At 74.0% G+C, this 17,858-nt stretch carries 14 protein-coding genes; 5 read left to right on the top strand and 9 right to left on the bottom strand.

The genetic code is table 11. The features are described 5' to 3' along the window. Window positions 1-247: 247 nt before the first annotated feature. A complete protein-coding gene (locus tag ACFWBY_RS16485; RefSeq protein WP_385335156.1) occupies window positions 248-1,564 on the bottom strand; it encodes an ROK family protein in 1,317 nt (438 codons plus the stop codon). 283 nt (window positions 1,565-1,847) lie between these two features. On the opposite strand from ACFWBY_RS16485, the gene ACFWBY_RS16480 reads away from it, so the two are divergent. After that, complete coding sequence (locus ACFWBY_RS16480) at window positions 1,848-2,765, top strand: NADP-dependent oxidoreductase (RefSeq protein WP_385335304.1); 918 nt, start codon at window positions 1,848-1,850, stop codon at window positions 2,763-2,765. Between the two features lie 257 nt (window positions 2,766-3,022). Here the strand turns inward: ACFWBY_RS16480 and ACFWBY_RS16475 are convergent, their stop codons facing one another. The 7 genes from ACFWBY_RS16475 to ACFWBY_RS16445 form a co-directional block, all read right to left on the bottom strand. Continuing rightward, window positions 3,023-4,096, bottom strand: coding sequence for a DUF1996 domain-containing protein (locus ACFWBY_RS16475; RefSeq protein WP_385335158.1), 1,074 nt, complete (start codon window positions 4,094-4,096; stop codon window positions 3,023-3,025). A gap of 143 nt (window positions 4,097-4,239) precedes the next feature. After that, entirely contained in the window at window positions 4,240-6,405 is a 2,166-nt protein-coding gene (locus ACFWBY_RS16470) for a discoidin domain-containing protein (RefSeq protein WP_385335160.1), read from the bottom strand. 407 nt (window positions 6,406-6,812) lie between these two features. Continuing rightward, complete coding sequence (locus ACFWBY_RS16465; protein WP_385335162.1) at window positions 6,813-9,779, bottom strand: poly(A) polymerase; 2,967 nt, start codon at window positions 9,777-9,779, stop codon at window positions 6,813-6,815. Continuing rightward, window positions 9,779-11,653, bottom strand: coding sequence for an RNA ligase family protein (locus ACFWBY_RS16460; protein ID WP_385335306.1), 1,875 nt, complete (start codon window positions 11,651-11,653; stop codon window positions 9,779-9,781). Before ACFWBY_RS16460 ends, ACFWBY_RS16465 begins: the two co-directional genes overlap by 1 nt. Window positions 11,654-11,745: 92 nt before the next feature. Next, window positions 11,746-11,964: a hypothetical protein gene (locus ACFWBY_RS16455; RefSeq protein WP_385335164.1), complete on the bottom strand. Its 219-nt coding sequence runs from the start codon at window positions 11,962-11,964 to the stop codon at window positions 11,746-11,748. Next, entirely contained in the window at window positions 11,955-12,491 is a 537-nt protein-coding gene (locus tag ACFWBY_RS16450) for a hypothetical protein (RefSeq protein WP_385335166.1), read from the bottom strand. The genes ACFWBY_RS16455 and ACFWBY_RS16450 overlap by 10 nt, the downstream gene beginning before the upstream one ends. Before the next feature lie 48 nt (window positions 12,492-12,539). Continuing rightward, window positions 12,540-12,737, bottom strand: coding sequence for a hypothetical protein (locus ACFWBY_RS16445; protein WP_385335168.1), 198 nt, complete (start codon window positions 12,735-12,737; stop codon window positions 12,540-12,542). A gap of 217 nt (window positions 12,738-12,954) precedes the next feature. Here ACFWBY_RS16445 and ACFWBY_RS16440 point away from each other — a divergent pair, with 217 nt between their 5' ends. The 4 genes from ACFWBY_RS16440 (at window position 12,955) to ACFWBY_RS16425 (ending at window position 16,174) form a co-directional block, all read left to right on the top strand. Beyond that, entirely contained in the window at window positions 12,955-14,052 is a 1,098-nt protein-coding gene (locus tag ACFWBY_RS16440) for an NUDIX domain-containing protein (protein WP_385335170.1), read from the top strand. A gap of 43 nt (window positions 14,053-14,095) precedes the next feature. Continuing rightward, entirely contained in the window at window positions 14,096-14,629 is a 534-nt protein-coding gene (locus ACFWBY_RS16435; RefSeq protein ID WP_385335172.1) for an SRPBCC family protein, read from the top strand. Window positions 14,630-14,898: 269 nt separating this feature from the next. Continuing rightward, window positions 14,899-15,543 carry a GNAT family N-acetyltransferase gene (locus ACFWBY_RS16430; protein WP_385335174.1) on the top strand — a complete coding sequence of 215 codons (645 nt, stop codon included), beginning with the start codon at window positions 14,899-14,901 and terminating at the stop codon, window positions 15,541-15,543. A 142-nt stretch (window positions 15,544-15,685) separates the two neighbouring features. Next, window positions 15,686-16,174 (top strand): hypothetical protein, encoded by a 489-nt coding sequence (locus tag ACFWBY_RS16425; protein WP_385335176.1) that lies wholly within the window; start codon window positions 15,686-15,688, stop codon window positions 16,172-16,174. 117 nt (window positions 16,175-16,291) lie between these two features. On the opposite strand, the gene ACFWBY_RS16420 is transcribed toward ACFWBY_RS16425, so the two are convergent. Further along, window positions 16,292-17,794 (bottom strand): DEAD/DEAH box helicase, encoded by a 1,503-nt coding sequence (locus tag ACFWBY_RS16420; protein ID WP_385335178.1) that lies wholly within the window; start codon window positions 17,792-17,794, stop codon window positions 16,292-16,294. Between the last annotated feature and the right edge of the window lie 64 nt (window positions 17,795-17,858).

Below are 17,858 nucleotides of genomic sequence, written 5' to 3'. Positions count from 1 at the left end.
CCCCCGCCCACCGCCCGCCGGTGCCACGGCCGGGCCGCCGCGTCCGGAGTCCCGGCTCCCGGCCTCCGCCCGCCGGTGCCACGGCCGGGCCGCCGCGTCCGGAGTCCCGGCTCCCGGCCTCCGCCCGCCGGTGCCCCGGCCCGGCCGCCGCGTCCGGAGCTCCCTGCCCCGCCCGGCCGTCCCGCTGGGCTGGGTCCGGCCCCCTTTACGCTGCTCGGCGGCTACCCCCTGCGGCTATCCCCTGCGGCTACCCCCTGCGGCTCGCCGCCGACCCGCCGCGGACCTCGAGGGCCGTCTGCCAGCCCGGGGCCTCCTGCGGGGCTTCCGGCGGGGTGCGGCGGCCGCCCCTGGCGAAGAAGGCCGCCAGGGGGAGGGTGGCCGCGCCGACCGTGACCGCGTCCGGGCCCAGCGAGCCCATGTCGATGGTGACCCGGGCGGCCGGGTGGCGCAGCGAGTAGCGCGTCGCGTGTTCCCGTACCGCTTCGAGGATGTGCGGGCCCAGCATCAGGCCCGCCCAGCCGCCGATCAGGATCCGCTCCGGGTGGAACAGGTTGATCACGTCGGACAGGCCCGCGCCCAGGTACTCGGCCGTCTCGTCCAGGACGTCCAGGGCGACGGCGTCGCCGCTGCCCGCCGCCGCCAGCAGCGCGGCCAGGGCGTCCTCCTCGTTCCCCGCGACCGCCTCCACGCCGCCCCCGAGCTCCGCCCACCGTTCCAGCAGCGACTCGGCCCCCGTGTACGCCTCCAGGCAGCCCAGCGCCCCGCACCGGCAGCGCCGGCCGCGGACCTGGACCGTCAGGTGGCCCCATTCGAGCGGGGCTCCCTCGGTGGCGCCGCCGTCCGGTGAGCCGTCGGTGATCAGACTCGCGCCGACGCCGGAACCGAAGAGCACGACCACGGCGTCCCGCGCGCCGCGTCCGGCGCCGAACCACATCTCCGCCTGGCCGAGCGTGCGCGCCCCGTTGTCGATGATGTACGGGACCTCCTGCGGCACGGCTCCCGTCTCCCGCAGCAGCGCCTCCAAGGGGACGGCGTCCCAGCCGATGGTCTGCCCGTGGACGACGGTTCCGCCCGGCGCGTCGCGGTCCACGATGCCCGGTACGCCGATCCCGACGCCGAGGAGCCGGTCCGGGCCGATCCCCGCCTCGGCGAGCACGGTGGCGATCCCGGTCCGTACGTGGTCGACGATCGGGCCGACGTCGTAGCAGCCGCGCGGCTGCAAGGGGAGCTCGGTGCGTGCGAGTTCGGTGAGGGTGAGGTCGAACAGCTCGACCCTGACCCTGGTTTCGCCGACGTCGACGCCGATCATGTGCGCGCTGTCCGGAGCGATCCGCAGCAGCGTGCGGGGGCGGCCACCGTCGGAGTCGACGACGCCGGCCTCCTCCAGGAGTCCGTCCGCGACCAGTTCGCCGACCACGTTGCTGACCGATCCGGAGCTCAGGCCGGTGGCGGGACCGAGCTCCTGCCGGCTCATCGGCCCGCCGAAGTACAACTGCTGCAGCACTGCGCTGCGGTTGCCCCTTCGCAGGTCCCGCACCGTACGTCCACTGCGCCCCGTGGTCATGTGGCTCCTTCCGCCCTGACGTCGATCGCAACATACCCTTGAGCGACCCCTTGGCGCGACCCTTTCACAGGACTTAACTCACGTTCTAAAATAAGTCGGGACCAAGCGAGACGGGCAAGTACCCGGTTGGGGCCGGTACGCCCCCTCCGACCGGAACCTTCCGCCGCGCCGCGCCCGCACCTCCTCCCGGGGCGGGCGCGGCTCTTCGTGGTGGGATGGGCAGGGGGACATCTGACCGGCTCACGGAGAGGCGAGGCGCATGTCCGAAGACCAAGAGGGCACCATGCGGGCGATGACCTACGACACCTACGGCGGAGTGGAGGTGCTCTCCGAGACCCGGCAGCCCCGGCCCAAGGTCGGGCCCGGCGAAGTGCTCGTGCGGGTGCGGTGCGCCTCCGTCAACCCCGTCGACTGGAAGATCATGGCGGGCGGACTCGACGCGCTCATGGACGTCGTCTACCCCGTCGTACCCGGCTGGGACGTGGCCGGCACCGTGGAGTACGCCGGCATCGACGCCCCGGAGTTCACGGCAGGTGACGAGGTCATCGCCTACGCCCGCAAGGACTACGTGCACGGCGGCACCTTCGCCGAGTTCGTGACCGTCCCCGTGCGGGCCCTCGCGGCCAAGCCCGCCTCCCTGAGCTGGCAGCAGGCCGCGGGACTGCCGCTGGCCGGCCTCACCGCCTACCAGGTGCTCACCCGCCTCGCCACCGGCAAGGACGACACCGTCCTCGTGCACGGCGCCGCGGGCGGCGTCGGCAGCCTCGGCGTACAGATCGCCCGCGCGCTCGGCGCCCGTGTCATCGGCACCGCCTCCGCACGCAACCACGACCGGCTGCGCGAGCTCGGCTGCGAACCCGTCGAGTACGGGGACGGCCTCGCCGGCCGGGTCCGGGAGCTGGCTCCCGACGGCGTCACCGTCGTCGCCGACTTCGTCGGCGACGTCCTCGAGACCACCCTCGCGGTACTGGCCGAAGGAGGCCGGCACGCCTCCATCGCCGACCACACCGTCCTCGGCGCCGGTGGCCAGTGGATGTGGGTGCGGCCCATCGGCGCCGACCTCGCCGAGCTGGGCCGGCTCGCCGACGCCGGAGCGCTCACCGTCACCGTCGCCGAGACCTTCCCGCTCGCCGAACTGCCGGCCGCCTTCGAACTCAGCCAGGCCGGACACACCGCGGGGAAGATCGTTCTGGAGGTCTGAGCCCGCCGGCCGTCGGCGGACGCCGACCGCGCGCCGGGACATGCGAAACCGCGCGCCGCCCGGGTGAGGTACGGGCGGCGCGCGGGATGTGCGGAGGTGGGGTCCCGGGATCGGGCGTAGACGGCCGAAGTGGAACAGGGAGCTGCGCGGTGCACGCGCATCCGCCCCAGCCGTCGTTCGGGAACCCGCTCCCGTCCTGGGAAGGGCGGGGTGCGGAACCGGGTGTGCGGGGGAGGGTGCGGGTGCGGCCAATCCCCCTACGGGAGGCGGTAGTCGGGGCCGAGCACGGCGCCCGCGCCGGGGTGGGTCTCGTCGTAGCCGCGGGCGTTGCACTGGAGGCCGCCCTTGATGCAGTGCTCGACGAGGGCGTTCAGCGTCCGGTCGTCCCACGCGTTGAAGAAGTCGTAGTGGAAGGAGTGGCCGGATCCGCTCGACAGCCTGACCTGCGACATGTCGCCGCTGACCGGGAAGGCCATCTTGAACTCGACCATCGGCACCGCGACCGGGTGGTCGGCCGGGCAGACGTTGTCGTTGTTGCCCGGCTTCACGACCGGATAGGCCATGTGCGCCTTGTGGTCAGGGGTGTCCAGGTGCTTCCCGTCCCAGCAACTGGGCGACTGCATGCGGATGTTGAGCTGAGTGCCTGACGGGCAGTGGGCCGGGAACTCCGTGTTCTTGAAGCTGTCACCGCACTCCCAGCCCTCGACCCAGCCCCGGTGGCCGCGGAACTCGGCCGCGGTCTGGGTCGGGCTGCCGACGACGAAGCGCAGGCCCTTGGGGAACGGGCGCACGCTCGTGTAGTCGGTGACGCCCGTCTTGTAGTAGATGACCTGCGGACCGGTGGGCAGGACCTTCTGGTTGCCGTTGTAGAGCGTCGGCATCCAGTAGCCGGAGAGGTCGCCGACCGCGTTGCACGCGGTACCGCCGCCGCTCAGCGAGGCGGTGGTGCTGAAGGCGTTCGTGGTGGTGTTGCCCATGAAGGTGTGGTCGTGCGAGGCACCCGGCCGGCCGGCGTAGACGATCGGGTCGTCCGGGGCGGTCTTGCTGACCGCGCAGTTGGCCTGGAACTCGTGGAAGTAGCGGTCCGGCGGATTGTTCCAGGACGGGGTCACGCCGGTCACCTGCGGCACGGCCGGGATGTAGCCGTCACCGTCGGGGTCGTCTCCCGACGCGAGCGGGGCCGCGGCGGAGTGGTCCATGCCCAGGTGGACGGCTCCGGAGTCGGGCGCGGCCTGCGCGGTGAGCGCGGTGGCGCCGAGGCCGGCGGCCGCGGTCACGGCGATGGCCGCCGAAACCAGTGAGGCGGACAGGGCCCGCGGTCGGAGATTCATGATGCTGCGGCTCCTTCGGTTGGTGTTCTTGGGGGTTCGGGTGGTTGTTGAGGGCCCGGAGAGGTGGGAGAGCGCTCTCTCGGGTGTCCCGGAAAACGCGGGGCGGCCGGCGGCCGCCCCGCGATCCGGGGGTCAGGGGTAGATCAGGGGAAGGAGACGACGGTGGACGGGACGGTCGACGTCCCCGACGTCGGCGCACCCGTGCTGTTGATGACGTGCTCGTACTGGCCGTTGCCGCCCAGCGAGACGACGAGGAGGTCGTGGAACCTCACGCCGGGCTTCACCGGGACCTGGAAACCGTGGTCCTGACGGATCGTCGGGTCCACGTTGTAGTAGCAGTAGCTGCCCAGGCCCCAGCCCTCGTGGGTGTTGACCGAGTCGGCCACCTTGTAGGCCGCGTAGCCCTTGATCGAACCGTTCTGGATGGCGGCCTGGTTGGGGGCGTCGTAGGCCTTCTCGTTCTGGAAGAAGATCGTCCGGCCGCGCTCGCCGTTCCATTCCACGTCGTACTTGTTGAAGTGTTCGACGAACAGGCCGGTGGCCAGTACGTCGTCACCGTTGACGCGGAACCCGTAGTCGGAGCGGTTGGTCTCCCAGCCCACCCCGTCGCCGTGGTCGGCGCGCCAGATCCAGGTGTGGTCGACGATCGTGTCGTGGTTGTTGATCACCATGCCTGCCGTCGCCTTGCCCGCGCCGGCGCCGCCGACCCGGATGAAGACGTCCTGGACGGTGGTCGGGTTCGCCGCGTGGTCCGTCGTGGTGCCGGCCGGGCCGACCTCCAGCAGGGTGGGGGAGTTGACCTGGCCCGCGTCGATCAGGAACCCCGCGAGCTTCACGCCGTCGACGTCGGCGACCTTCATGGCCGTCACCCCGTTGTCGGGGATGAGGGTGGCGAGGCCGAGGCCCAGGACGACCGTGTCGGCGCGGTTGACCCGCACGGTCTGGTCGACGTGGTAGACGCCCGGGGTGAAGAGCAGGTGCAGGCCCTGGGCCAGTGCCTGGTTCATCGTCGCGGCGCTCGTGCCCGGCTTGACGACGTAGAACTGGCTGAGCGGGATCGAGGTGCCCTGCGGGGTGCCGTTGCCCCACGAAGTGCCGCGCGCGTTCACGCGCTTGGCCGGGACGAACACCTTGTACTCGGATCCGTCCAGGTAGAGGAAAGGCTTCTCCCGGGAGACCGGGGTGGTGTCGAGCGTGGTGTAGCGCGGCTCCGGGAAGCTCTGCGCGGGGGCTCCCACGGTGCCGGAGAAGACCTGGTTCCAGACGCTGTTGGACCAGCTGCCGATGGAGCTGTCCCGGGTGTACCACTGCTGCTGCGAGTAGTTGCCGACCTGGCCGTCGATCTTCGAGTCGGCGATGTAGCCGCCCGAGGCCCAGCCGTAGCCGTTCGGGGCGAGGTTGAGGCCGCCCTTGACGTGCATCCGGCGGAAGGGAGCCGCCTGCGAGACGGCCCAGCGGTCGGTGCCGTTGACCGGGTTGAGGGCGAGGTTCTCCGCCGAACGCCAGAAGTTCTGGGTGGCGTTGCCGCCGAACCAGCCGGCGTCGACGGTCACGTCGCCGTTGATGGTGGTGTCGTCGGGGTTCAGTCCGAGGCCGGAGATGGAAGTGTAGAAGCCGATCTGGGCGTTGAGGCCGTTGTAGGTGCCCGGCTTGAAGAGGAACTGGTAGCGGCCGGACCCGAACTGGGCCGACTCCTGCTGGGCGAAGACCTGGTCCAGCTTGGCCTGGATGTTCGGCGTGGAGGGATCGAAGACGATCACGTTGGGTCCGAGGTCGCCGCCGCCGGGGAGGGTCGGACCGGTGCCGGTGGTCCCGTACACCTGGAACTCCCAGAGCGAGTAGCCGTATCCGGTGGTGCGCTGGGTGCCGTACACGCGGACGTAGCGGGCGGTGCCGGTGATGTCGTGGGTCTGGACGCCGCCGGTGCCGTTGGCCGTCGAGTAGGCCGTGGACCAGTTGGTGCCGTCCGTGGACAGCTCGACGCGGTACGCCTTCGCGGCGGCCGCCTCCCAGCGCAGGACGACCTGGCTCAGCTGGGCGGGGGCGCCGAGGTCGACCTGTATCCACTGCGGATCGGCGAACTGGCTCGACCAGCGCGTGCCGTCGTTGCCGTCCACGGCCGCGGAGCCGGGGGTGCCGGCGCCCTCGATCGAGGAGACGGTGACGGACTTGCCCTGCGAGAGGAGTGTGGGCGCCGCGGTGGCGGCGGTGCTCGGGAGGAGCACGAGGAGGGCCGCGACCAGCGCGGCCGCGAGAGTGGCGACGGTCAGCCGCGAGGGGCGTGGCGGGTGATCGGAGAGCAGGGGCATGCGGGGGGACTCCTGACGTCGTGGATCCCGGGGGGATCGAAGCGTGAGTGAACTGCCCGGGGAGGAGGCCGTCAAGGGTTTGAGCGTTCATGAACTGAAGATCCACTGAGGTGTCAACCACGCATCAAGCCTGTGAACTTGGAGTTTCTTCAATCCTTGTGAAAAGTGTTGACGAAAAAACTTCGCAGGACTCTACTAGGGCTCTGACCGCTCCGTCCCGCCGTGCCCGCTGCGGTGGGACGGCGCGTGGGTCGGGAACTTCGGTACGTTCGGAGAGTCGGGTCCGTCGTGCGCTCCGGGCAGCCCATGTGTTCGTTACTTGTCGGCATGGGAGGGGTGGCGCGGGGAGGGTGAGGGCGCGGATCGTGAAGGCCGCGCCGGGACTTCGGGCGCTGAGGTGCCGGATGTCAGGGCAGGTCGGGAACGTCGCCGCAGTCGGCCCCGGCCACCTGTGTGCCCGGGAGCGTCGCCGACCAGGAGGCCGTGAGGGCCGTGAGGGTCCGCGCGTCCGGCGGATCGGCGCCGAGGCCGATCGCGAAGCGGGCCAGGGTCGCGGTCCGCTCGAACGGGCGGGGCCAGGCGTGCACGTCCTCGAAACCCGCCTGGGACAACGCGCCGAGCAGGGCGCGGAGGCGGCCGCGCATCCGTCCGAGATTCTCCTCGAAGTCGGTGGGACGGGCCCCGGTCACCGTGACCACGGCCCAGGCGGCGTGCCGGCGGTGAAGGGGCGGGGCGCCGGCGAGGGCGTCCGCTCCGCCGCCGTCCTCCAGGGCTTCCCACGCGGCGTACAGTTCGCGCCCCAGCAGGTCACGCATGCCGGCGCCGACTTGGGCGGTGCACGTACGCACCGGAGCGGAGGGCGTGAGGACGGTGACGGCCCCGCCGCCGAGCCCCGCCGCTCCGTGAACCGCCCCGCCGGCCGGTCCGGGGTCCCTACCGGGGGCGGCCTGTGGACCGGCCTTCGCCTGCGGTGCCGGCCCGGTCGCGGTGCCCGCGTGCGGTGCCGGCGCCAAGGCCACCGGCGCGCGCCAGTCCCACGCGGCCCAGGTGGCGAAGAACTCGCGGAGCAGTGGGCCGGGGGAGCGGTCGCCCGCGGTGCGGACCGTGCGGGCCGCGAGGACCGCCCAGGCCAGGCCGGGCAGACCGCCGAAGGGGGCCGAGTCCAGGCCGCGGGTGCGGGCCCAGGCCTTGGCCTCGCGCGCGAGCCGGGCGAACGCGGCGTGCTCCGGGCCCACGAAGGCCCGTACCGCGTCCGCGTCGCTCACCGCGCTCAGTGCCACCGCGGCCGGCTCGCCGAGCTCCGCGCGGCGCTCGACCGCCCGGCGCGGCGGGACCTGCCCGGTGGCGACCACGACCAGGTCCACGTCCAGTCCTGCCACGCGCAGCCGCAGGCCCGGCACCCGCGCGCCCGTGACCTCCCGGAGCCGTTCCGCCTCCGGGAACGCCGAGGCCACCCGCGCCCGTACCTCACCGATGCCGGTGGTCCCCGGCACCGCCGCCACCAGGTCCAGGTCCGCCTCCGGCAGGGCGCAGCCCATCCGCCGCGATCCGGCCACGTGCACGACCGCTTCCGGCAGCGCCGCCGCGATCCGCGCCACGACCGCGGCCGCCGTGTCCGTGGCGGCACCCGCGGGCCGCGCGCTCGCTCCCCGCGGCGCTTTCCCGACGGGCCGGACCTGCCCGGCGGGCTCCGGAGCCCGGTTCACCTCGCCCGTGCCGAGTTCCACCGTGGCCCTGACCCGCATCGGCCCGTCGCCGCGGCGCGAGAGGACGGTCAGCGTGCCGACGCGGGCCGATCGGCCGGCGCCGAGCCGCGCGGTGAGTTCCCGCTCCGCCCGGCGCGGGTCCGCACTGCGGCCCAGGGTCAGGTGCGGGGTGAAGCCATCGGCCCGGCCCCGGCACCCGGGGAACCGCAGGGCCAGCGCCTGCCGCAGCTCCTGCCACGGGGCGTCGCCCGCCGCCGCCGGGTCCAGCCACAGGGTCGCGTCGAAGCTGTGCACGCCCTCCAGCCGCGCCGTGAACGGCGCCGTTTGCGCGGCCACTTGGGACAGCAGCGGCAGGGCCTGCTCGAAGGAGGACTCGGGTACGAAGCCGAACAGCAGGTTCACGTGCGCCGGCCAGCGTTCCGCTTGCGGGTCGAGCTCCCGGCGCACCGCCTCAACCGCCGCGTCGTGCGGCGGTGTCCACGCCACCGCCGTCCGCGCCGTGGACCGTACGTCCAGGGTCGCCGCGTGTCCGTCGGCGTCCACCGGGCCGAAGTCCAGCGCGGCCTCGACCCCGTAGTGGTCGGACACGAACAGGCCTTCCGGGGAGGGCGAGTCGCCGCGCAGCCCGGCTCCCGTCACCCGGGCCGCCGCCGACCGCAGCAGGATCCGGTCCAGCCGTGCCGCACGTCCCGACAGCGATCCGACCGCGGCCAGGGGATTGGCGACCGGATCGAAGGTCGGCGTCGCGTCGGCCGGCCCGTGGACCTCGTTCCACGCGTCTCGCATCCCCAGCGCCGCCGCCGGCCCCCCGACCCCCGAGCGGCCGTCGTTGAAGTCGCCGAGCAGCGCCACATCGGCCGCCTCGATCCCCGCCAAACCCTCTGCTATCCGCGTCAGTTCGACAGCACGCCGCTGCGCCCCGCCCTCGGTGTGATCGCTCGTCAGGTGCGTGACGGCGACCACCAGCGGCCCGCCCGCGGTGTCCACCGTGACCGCGAGGACCGCCTTGTGCGGGCCCAGGACGTGCACGCCCGCCTCACGCACCGGGAGCCGGCTCAGCACCAGCAGGCCGCTGTCGGCGACCTCCCGCCCACCGGGATCGGCGGCGACGGTGTACCCGGCCCGCACCCACGGCTCGGCGAGCAGCATCCCGAGCAGCTCGCGCTCCACCTCCTGGAGCGCGATCACATCGGCGTCGGCGGCCGCCAGGTCGGCCAGCAGCAGCGGTCTGCGCAGCGCGGTGGCGATGTGCGGGGCGTCGTACCGGTCCCACAGCGTGTTCCAGGTCAGCAGCCGGACCCGCGCCGGACCGGCGCCGGCGGATCCGGCCTCGGGCGCGGGCAGCCACGTGCCGCCGGCGGCCGCCGCGTCCCACGCGTACGGTGTCCGGGCGGTGAAGAGGGGCGCCCGCAGCAGTCTCGGGTCGCGGACCCGCCCGGCCGCGGCGCTGTCGATGATGTCGACGCCGGTGGCCCGGTCCCACACCAGGACGCCGTCCGCCTCCACGAACAGCACCCGGTGCCACGGGATGTCGCCGCCGGGCACGAACGACGGCAGCGGGACCCGCTTCGGTGCGGCGCCGCGCTGGAGCAGCCCGAGGGTGAAGCGCGCCGGATCGAAACGGGGGTCCCAGCGGACCTGGTGGTAGAGCTCCTCGCTGGTGCGCATCAGTGGTCCCCGCCCCGGGTCGTCCCCGCCGCCGTCGTGCCCGCGGTCGGCGCTGTCGTACCGATCGTGCCCGCCGTGTCCTCGACGGTTCCGTCCGCCCCGATGTACCAGGTGCGGTGCGCCTCGCCGGGATACGGCGGAGCGAAGCGGAGCAGCTGCGATTCCAGCACCCCGGCCGGTACGGGATGGGCGCGCACGGCATTGCGGCGCAGCAGCTCCGCCTCCCCGACGAGGACCACGGCGTGGGTGACCAGCGCGTCGCGCCTCCGGGCGACCGCTCCGGCCTGCCCGCGCTGCCGCCCGGTCAGGGAAGTGGCGTCCCAGACCACCGTGCCGCCGCGGGGTGCGGCGGCGGCCAGCGCCGAGTCCAGCCGGTCCAAGCCCTCGCGGAGCACGTCCGCGTTGTCCCGCTGGTCCGCACGCGCACCCCGCGCCGCGCGCAAGTCGTCCAGAGCGATGTACGCCTCCACCCCGGGCAGGTTCCGGGCGAACGTGCTCTTCCCGCTGCCGGAGGGTCCGCAGAGCTGTACCAGGCGCGGGTAGGACGAGCCGTCCCGCCACCTCCAGGTGGCCGCCACCGCCTCCTCGGCGGTCGTCAACTTCCCCAGTCCGTAGGCCTCGCGCGCCTGCGCCCAGCAGCGGTCGGACGCGTCACCGTCGGATGTCGGCGCGCCGGCGAGGGCGTCGCGCAGCCCGGCTCGCAGGGGTTCCAGCGGCGCCGGCCCGAGCAGTCCCGCCTCCTCGGCGTGCAGCGCGGACCACTCGACGTACTCGCGCACCTCGGCGGCCCGCGCCCCGGAGCCGGCCGGGGCCGCCCCCGCCAGCGCGTGCAGAACCCCCAGGTCGGCTGCCTCCGCCATCCGGACCAGGCCGGCCCGCCGCTCCGCGTCCGGGTAGGGGAAGGGCCTGCGCAACGCCGGGTACAGACCGACCAGGTCCGCGACCCTCCGCGCCGTCGCCATCCCGAGCGGCCCCGTCGCGAGCCGCGCCGCGATCCGGGCCCGGGGTGCGCCGTGCAGGACGCCCGCGAGTACTCCGGCCAGCCGGTCCTCCCCTGACCGGCGCGCCTCCAACCCGTCGATCCTGCCCGCCACTTCGGCGCCCACCTTCTCGGCCGCGCCCCCCGATGCGACCTCGCTCGCCGCCGCTACGGCTGCGCCCGCCGCGCCCGGTTCCCCGACCGCGTCGAACCCCAGAGCGCCGAGCAGGCCCGCCACATCGGGCTCCGCGCCCGACCGTACGTCCCACAGGGCGGCCGCCGGTCCGAGGCCGTTCGCCACCACCCGCTCGTACATCCAGTGCGTGTCCGTCGCGACATGGCCGCCCCGCACCCACTTGGCCACGTACCGGCCGAAGTCGGCGCGCTCGAAGCCCGCCGCCGTGCGCACGACGTAGCCTTCCTGGCGCGCCGTGTCCAGCTTCAGTGCGCGCAGCGCGCGCTCGTCGAAGACGCCCCGCCAGAGCACCCGCGGTCCCGGCACGCCGAGGTCGCGCAGGAAGCGCGCCGTCCGGTCCCAGTCCAGACAGTGATCGCCGTCCCACACGGAGAACCCGTAGAACCACGAGTCGAGTTGCTCGTACGCGAGGGAATGACGGGCGTACACGTTTTCCCCGCAGACCCGCCAACCGGCCGGGATGCCCGCCCCGATGCGGCTCTGCAGACCCTTGACCCACGCCCGCGAAGGGTGGTGGCCGGAGTCGAGCGAGCGCGCGTGGAGACCGTCGGCGTACAGGGTGGTGTTCTCCCCGTCCAGTTTCTCGGTGACCACGACCTCCCGGCCGGCCAGCCCGTCGAGCCGGGTGGTCCGCACGTCGTCGGAGCTCGCGCCCGGGGACCACGGGAGGTGCGGGGTCCGGGGATAGTGGGTGCGCATGGTCCGCTCCTGCTCGACGACGGCGTGCCCCGTCACTGTACGTAGGGGCCACGCGGCCGGACCAGCGAATTAAGCGGTGCCGGGAGCCCGGGTCAGTAGCCGATCGTGAACCGCTTGCCCCCGTGCGCGTCGCGCTCGACCTCGTCGACCAGGGCGACCGCGTAGTCCTTCGTGGAGATCAGGCTGCGGCCGTCGTCGTCCACGACGAGGTCCTCGAGACCCAGCCGGTACGTCCCGGTCCGCTCGCCCGGTTCGACGCGCGCGGCCGATCGAGCCTCCCGCGCCCCGCAGCGCCGCGCGGTCAGTGACACAGCGCGACGATGGCCGGGTCCACCCTCCCGCGCGCCGCCGCGCACAGCGGCGCCATGTCGTACGTACGCTTCGGCGCGGGCCGGGACCCACGGGCCTTCGCGGCCGGCGCCGGGACCCGGGGAGCGGCGGCGGGCCGTCCCGGCTTGGCCCGGCGGGGCCGCTCCGGCCCGCCCCGGGGTGCGACCGGCTCGGCCCTGCTCCGCTCGCGGGCGGCGGGGGCGGGTTCGGCGGAGGCCGTACCGACTCCCGGGCCGGGCGCGGGAGTCGACGAAGGGGCCCCGGGCAACGTCCCCAACGGCTGGGCCTCGGACACCGGGTCGGGCAGCGCGGCCCGTACGCCCGGCCACACTCCCGTCGGCCCGCCCGTCGCCTCGGCGGCCCCCGGCCGCGCGTCCGACCCCGAACCCGCTCCCGGCCCGACCGGCCGCACGGTCACGCACCCCGCCGTCACGGCCGTCAAGGCCGACACGGCAAGGATCAGCGCGGCAACGTTCAAGGGCACCCGCAGTCCCCGGCGCAACTCCATCCGCCCACCCTGCCCCACGAACGTGCAGACCCCCGCACGCCCTCACCCTCAAGGGTGGTGGAGGCAATTCCGCACGCCGCGCACCGTGGTGCCCGCGGCGACGTCCTCGCCGGCCGGCGGCCGGGCGGCGTACAGCCCACCGGATCCGAGGACCGCGGCGCCGCATCCGGCCCCTCCCGGGACGCCCGGCTCGGTCCACCGCTCGCCGGTGGCCGTCCTGGTGCCCGTACGGGGTCCGCGCCGCATGCCGGGGTCTCCTCGCTCCGGTGACGTGGTCGGACCGGAGGTTTTCAGGCCGCCAGTCCGCTCCCGGACCGTAGCAAGATCCGTGTAACCAGGTAATAAGGAGCCATAGCGGGGGCAAAGACGGCAAGAGTGATCTCCGTAACCCCGGAGACGTGCGGGCTGTTGCACAGGCGGCGGGTCCACCCACGGTGGACACCCCTACGGTGAACGGAGTCCGATGCCGCAGCTGACCGACGAGAACCTGGCCGAGGACGCGGGCGGGTCGGGACCGGCCGCATCAGGACAGGACCCCAAGGGATCCGACCGAGGCCGTCCGGACCGCCCCGACCGCCCGGAGCCGGGAACGTGGATGACCCCGGAGGAGTACGGAGCCTCGCGCGCCGCACTCTGGACCGGCGCGGTCGTCCTGGTCACCGACGCCGACGGGCGCGTCCTCGTCCAGAGCGTCGACTACCGCCCCGACCGGATGCTGCCCGGCGGCGCCGTGGACGCGGGGGAGGCGCCGGCCGCGGCGGCCGCCCGCGAGATGTACGAAGAGCTCGGAGTCGAAGGACGGTACCCGCGCGGCCTCGCCGTCGACTGGATCCCGGCGGACACGCCCGGCATCCCGCCCGGGATGCGGTTCCCCGGCGAGATCCTGCACGTCTTCGACGGCGGCACCTGGACCCGGGAGCGGATCGAGTCCGTCCGCCTCCCCGCGCAGGAGGTCACCGGGATCGACTTCGTCGAGCCGGCCGAGCTGCCCTCCCTGATGGACGCGGGCGACGCCCGCCGAGCCCTCTCCGCGCTGCGGGCGCGGATCAACGGCGGCGGCGCCGCCCTGCTGGAAGACGGCCGTCCCACCGCGCCGACCGCCCTGGACCGGCTCGGCGTTCTGCGCGGCCCGCGCGTGCGGCAGCACGGCACCTGGCACGCCGGCCCGGCGCCCGCCGCCCTGCCGTCGCGGGGCCGCGCGGGCTGGCTCTTCGCCCCGGACGGGCGCGTCCTGCTGCTCGTCGACCGGGCCACCGGCACGGCCCACCTCCCGCCCCCGACGGCCGGACCCACCACCCGCGAGCTCCCGCTCGGCTACCGGCACGCCGACGGGGGAGCCCATCCGCGCACCGCCGCACGGCTCACGTCCCTGCCCCCGACCCCCGATCCGGCGTACGCCCGACTGCTGGCCACGCCCGAGCAGGTCCGCGAACTCAGCGACTGGGGCCCGGCCGGCCACGGGGAACTCGCCGCCGTCGACGCCGCCCGAACCCGCCTCTCGCTCCCCGCGCCGCCCCGCACCCCGCCCACGGAACTCCCGGCGGAGGGCTGTCGCTGGTGACTCAATCCCCCGTCCGAGGGCTGCGGTCCCGCAGCATGGGGGGATGAGCGAGAAGTTCACCTACACCGTGTACGTCCAGGCCGACCCCGAACGGGTGTGGCAGGCCCTGACCGAGCCCGCGTTCACCCGCCGCTACTGGGGGCTCGAGTTCGAGACCGACTGGCGGGTGGGATCGACCATGGACTGGGTGGAGCGCGGCGTGCGGACCAGCGATCCGGAGCAGGTGGTCCTGGAGTGCGTACCGCACCGGCGGCTCTCCTACACGTGGCACACCTTCACCCCCCGGTGGGCGAACTCCGCCGGCGTCGACGAGGAACTGCGGGCCCGACTGGCGCGCGAGCGGCGCACGAAGGTGACGTACGAGATCGAGCCGGTCGGCGATACGCTCGCCCGGCTGACCATCCTCCACGAGGACTTCGAACCGGGCGGCACCCTGATCGGCATGTGCGGCCGGGCCTGGCCCATGCTCGCGTCCAGCCTGAAAACCCTCCTGGAGACCGGCGCGCCGCTGCCGGAGCAGGGCCACGAGAACGAACAGGGCTCCGGCGGCTACGAGACGCACGAAACCGGGGTCTGAGGCCGGACGCGCCGACCATCCCCTGCGACCTGCGGATATCTACGCCCGAAAGGCTTCGGCGGACGGTGCTCCGGTCCCGCCAGCCCCCTCCCGGCGGCTGCCGGCGCGGGGCTTCGGCGGACGGTGCTCCGGTTTCTCCAGCCCCCTCCCGGCGGCTGCCGGCGCGCCCTCTGTGATCATGGTCGGAGTCCCTTGATCAGGAGTGCCGACATGTCCCTCCAGCGCCACCGTGCCGCCGAGTCCCTCCGCTCCGGGCAGGTGTGATCCCCGTGCGTCTCGCCGACATCCTGGACGAAGCCGCCGCCGGACGCTTCCCGGCGCCCGACGGCTCCACCACCGTCGTCCCGCAGCCGAGCCCCCGCGACGCGGGCGTACTCGCCTTCACCGCGCACTCCGTGATCTTCACGGACGAGGATCCCGACTGGATACGGGCCACCCTCGCCGCCATCGACTGCGACGGCCTCGCCGCCTCCATGAACCCGCGCTTCCTCGGCGCGCTCCTGGACCGCACCGGCCGGGCACACGACACCACCGACCTGCTCACCGTCGCCGACCCACTGCCGGGAGATCCGGCCCTGGAGCTCCGGGAGGTGGACGACCCCGACCATCCCCGGGTCCGCAGGGCCCGGGGGCGCCGTGACGGCGTACGGGTCTGGGCGACGCCCACCGGCGGGGGAGTGGTGGTACTCGGCCGGGGCGTCGCGGGCCGCTGGGAGACGGCCGTCGAGGTGGCCGAGGACGCTCGCCACCGTGGGCTCGGCCGGGAGCTGGCCCGCGCCGCCCGCCACCTGGTTCCGGACGGGGCGCCGCTCTGGTCCCAGCAGGCCGCGGGCAACGCGCGCAGCATCCGCGCGTTCCAGGCCGCCGGGTACCGGCCGGTCGGCGCGGAAGCCCTGATGCTGGCACGACCCTGACGGGATGCCGGGTCCGACGGCGCGGAACGGGCGGACCGGCGGAACGCTCGGGAGACCCTGACCACCGGCGGTCCACCGGTGTCGTGTGGAATGGCCGTATGGGGAGAAGCCAGTACCGGATACGTCAGCAGGGGGCAGCCAGGTGAACGAAGCCGAGGGGACGACCGCGGCGAGCGTGCCGCCCGAGCACTGGCGCTACGCCCGGCACCTGGAATCCCTGGCCGCAGCGTCCGGCGAGCCCGCGGAGGCCGAGGCCGTGAAGGCCGTGCTGCGCGACCCGGATCCGGTCATGGCCGAGAGCGCGGTCGTCACGCACCTGGACCGCCGGGCGGCGCGGCTGCTGGGCGACGAGACCTTCCCCGCCTGGGCGCGGGCCATGGGCGCGGCCATAGGCGACCACGCCTTCGCAGCCCGCCGGCTGTGGGAGTGGACCCTGCTGAAGGCCATCACGGGCGGCGAGTCCTGGTCCGGGGCGGAGCTCCTCGCCGCCTCCGACTGGTGTCAGCGCACGGCCGCGCAGTCACTGCACGCGGAGGAGGCCCTGCGGCTGCTCGCCGACGCCGCCCGTACCCGGCGCGTGCGCAACGCGGCGGCCCAGCGGCTGCTGCGGCGGGCCGCCGTCACCTGGTGAGGCCGCGGCGCGGGTCCCGTACGACGTGACCCGCGAAGTGCCGGTCCCCTGAAAGGGACCGGCACCAGCCGTTCCCGGCCGGGCCGTGACCGCCGCCTGAGGCCGCGGCCGATGCGGCTACTTCGTGCCCCGCCGCACCCGCGCCGCCGCGCGGGCCTCGGCGGCCTGCCGTGCCTCGATGGTCTTGCGGGACTCCTTGCCCTTCCCGGTCCGCCCGGGACGGGTCCCGATCCCGCGGAAGCCGAGCTCCGAGCCGGAGGGCCGGCCCTTGGCGTCGGTGGCGGCGGCGCCGGCCAGCGGGACCCCGGAGGGGGCCTTCGCACCGGTGATCCGGCTCAGCGCCGCCTCGCCGGAGCGGACCTGGGTGATGGAGGGCCGGATCTTGGCATCGGCCATCAGCCGGACCATGTCGCGCCGCTGGTTGGGGGTGACCAGGGTGACGACCTTGCCCGACTCGCCGGCACGCGCCGTGCGGCCGCCCCGGTGCAGGTAGTCCTTGCTGTCGGCGGGCGGGTCCACGTTGACCACGAGGTCGAGGTCCTCGATGTGGATGCCGCGCGCGGCGACGTTGGTCGCGACCAGGACGTTGAGGAGGCCGTCCTTGAACTGCCCCAGGGTCCGGGTGCGCTGCGGCTGCGACTTGCCGCTGTGCAGCCCCTCCGCCCTGACGCCCATGGCCCGCAGGTGCTTCACGAACTGGTCGACGCCGTGCTTGGTGTCCAGGAACATCAGGACGCGGCCCTCGCGCGCCGCGATCTCGGTCGCGGCCGAGACCTTGTCGGCGGCGTGGATGTGCAGCACGTGGTGGTCCATGGTGGACACCGACGCCGACTGCGGGTCCACGGAGTGCCCGACCGGGTCCTTCAGGTACCGCTGGACCAGCTGGTCGACGTTGCGGTCCAGGGTGGCCGAGAACAGCATCCGCTGGCCGGCGTGGTGCACCTGGTCGAGGATCTCGGTGACCTGCGGCATGAAGCCCATGTCGCACATCTGGTCGGCCTCGTCGAGCACCACGATCTTCACGCGCTCGAGGTGGACGTCACGCCGGCCGATCAGGTCGCTGAGCCGCCCCGGGGTGGCCACCACGATCTCGGCGCCGGTGCGCAGCGCGCCCGACTGCTTGCCGATCGACAGGCCGCCGACGACCGTGGCGACGCGGAGCTTCAGGGCCTGCGCGTACGGGGCCAGGGCCTCCGTCACCTGCTGCGCCAGCTCCCGCGTCGGTACGAGGACCAGCGCGAGCGGCCGCTTCGGATCCGCCTGCTGTCCCGCCGTGCGGGCGAGCATGGCGAGGCCGAACGCGAGCGTCTTGCCGGAGCCGGTGCGGCCGCGGCCGAGGATGTCGCGGCCCGCGAGGGAGTTGGGGAGGGTTGCCGCCTGGATGGGGAAGGGCTTCGCCAGCCCCTGGTCGGCCATCGTCTTCACCAGCTCAGGGGGCAGGCCGAGCTCCGCGAAGGACTCCACCGGCGCCAGCGCCGGCGTGGTCGTACGGGGCATGGAGTACTCGCCCTGGGGGCCGAGGGTCCGGGGGGTCTTGCCGCCGCCCTTCGCACCGCCCCTGGGGCCTGCCTTGGCTCCGGCCTTGATGCCGAAGCGCCCATGAGCCGACGGGTTCTTCATGCAGAACCTTCCGTGAGACGTACAAGACGTTCGAGAGTGCGACGTGAAAATCGCGAAAAGACAA

Source organism: Streptomyces sp. NPDC060049 (assembly GCF_042736715.1).
Classification (GTDB): Bacteria; Actinomycetota; Actinomycetes; order Streptomycetales; family Streptomycetaceae; genus Streptomyces.
This window is presented reverse-complemented; position numbering and strand designations above follow the sequence as displayed.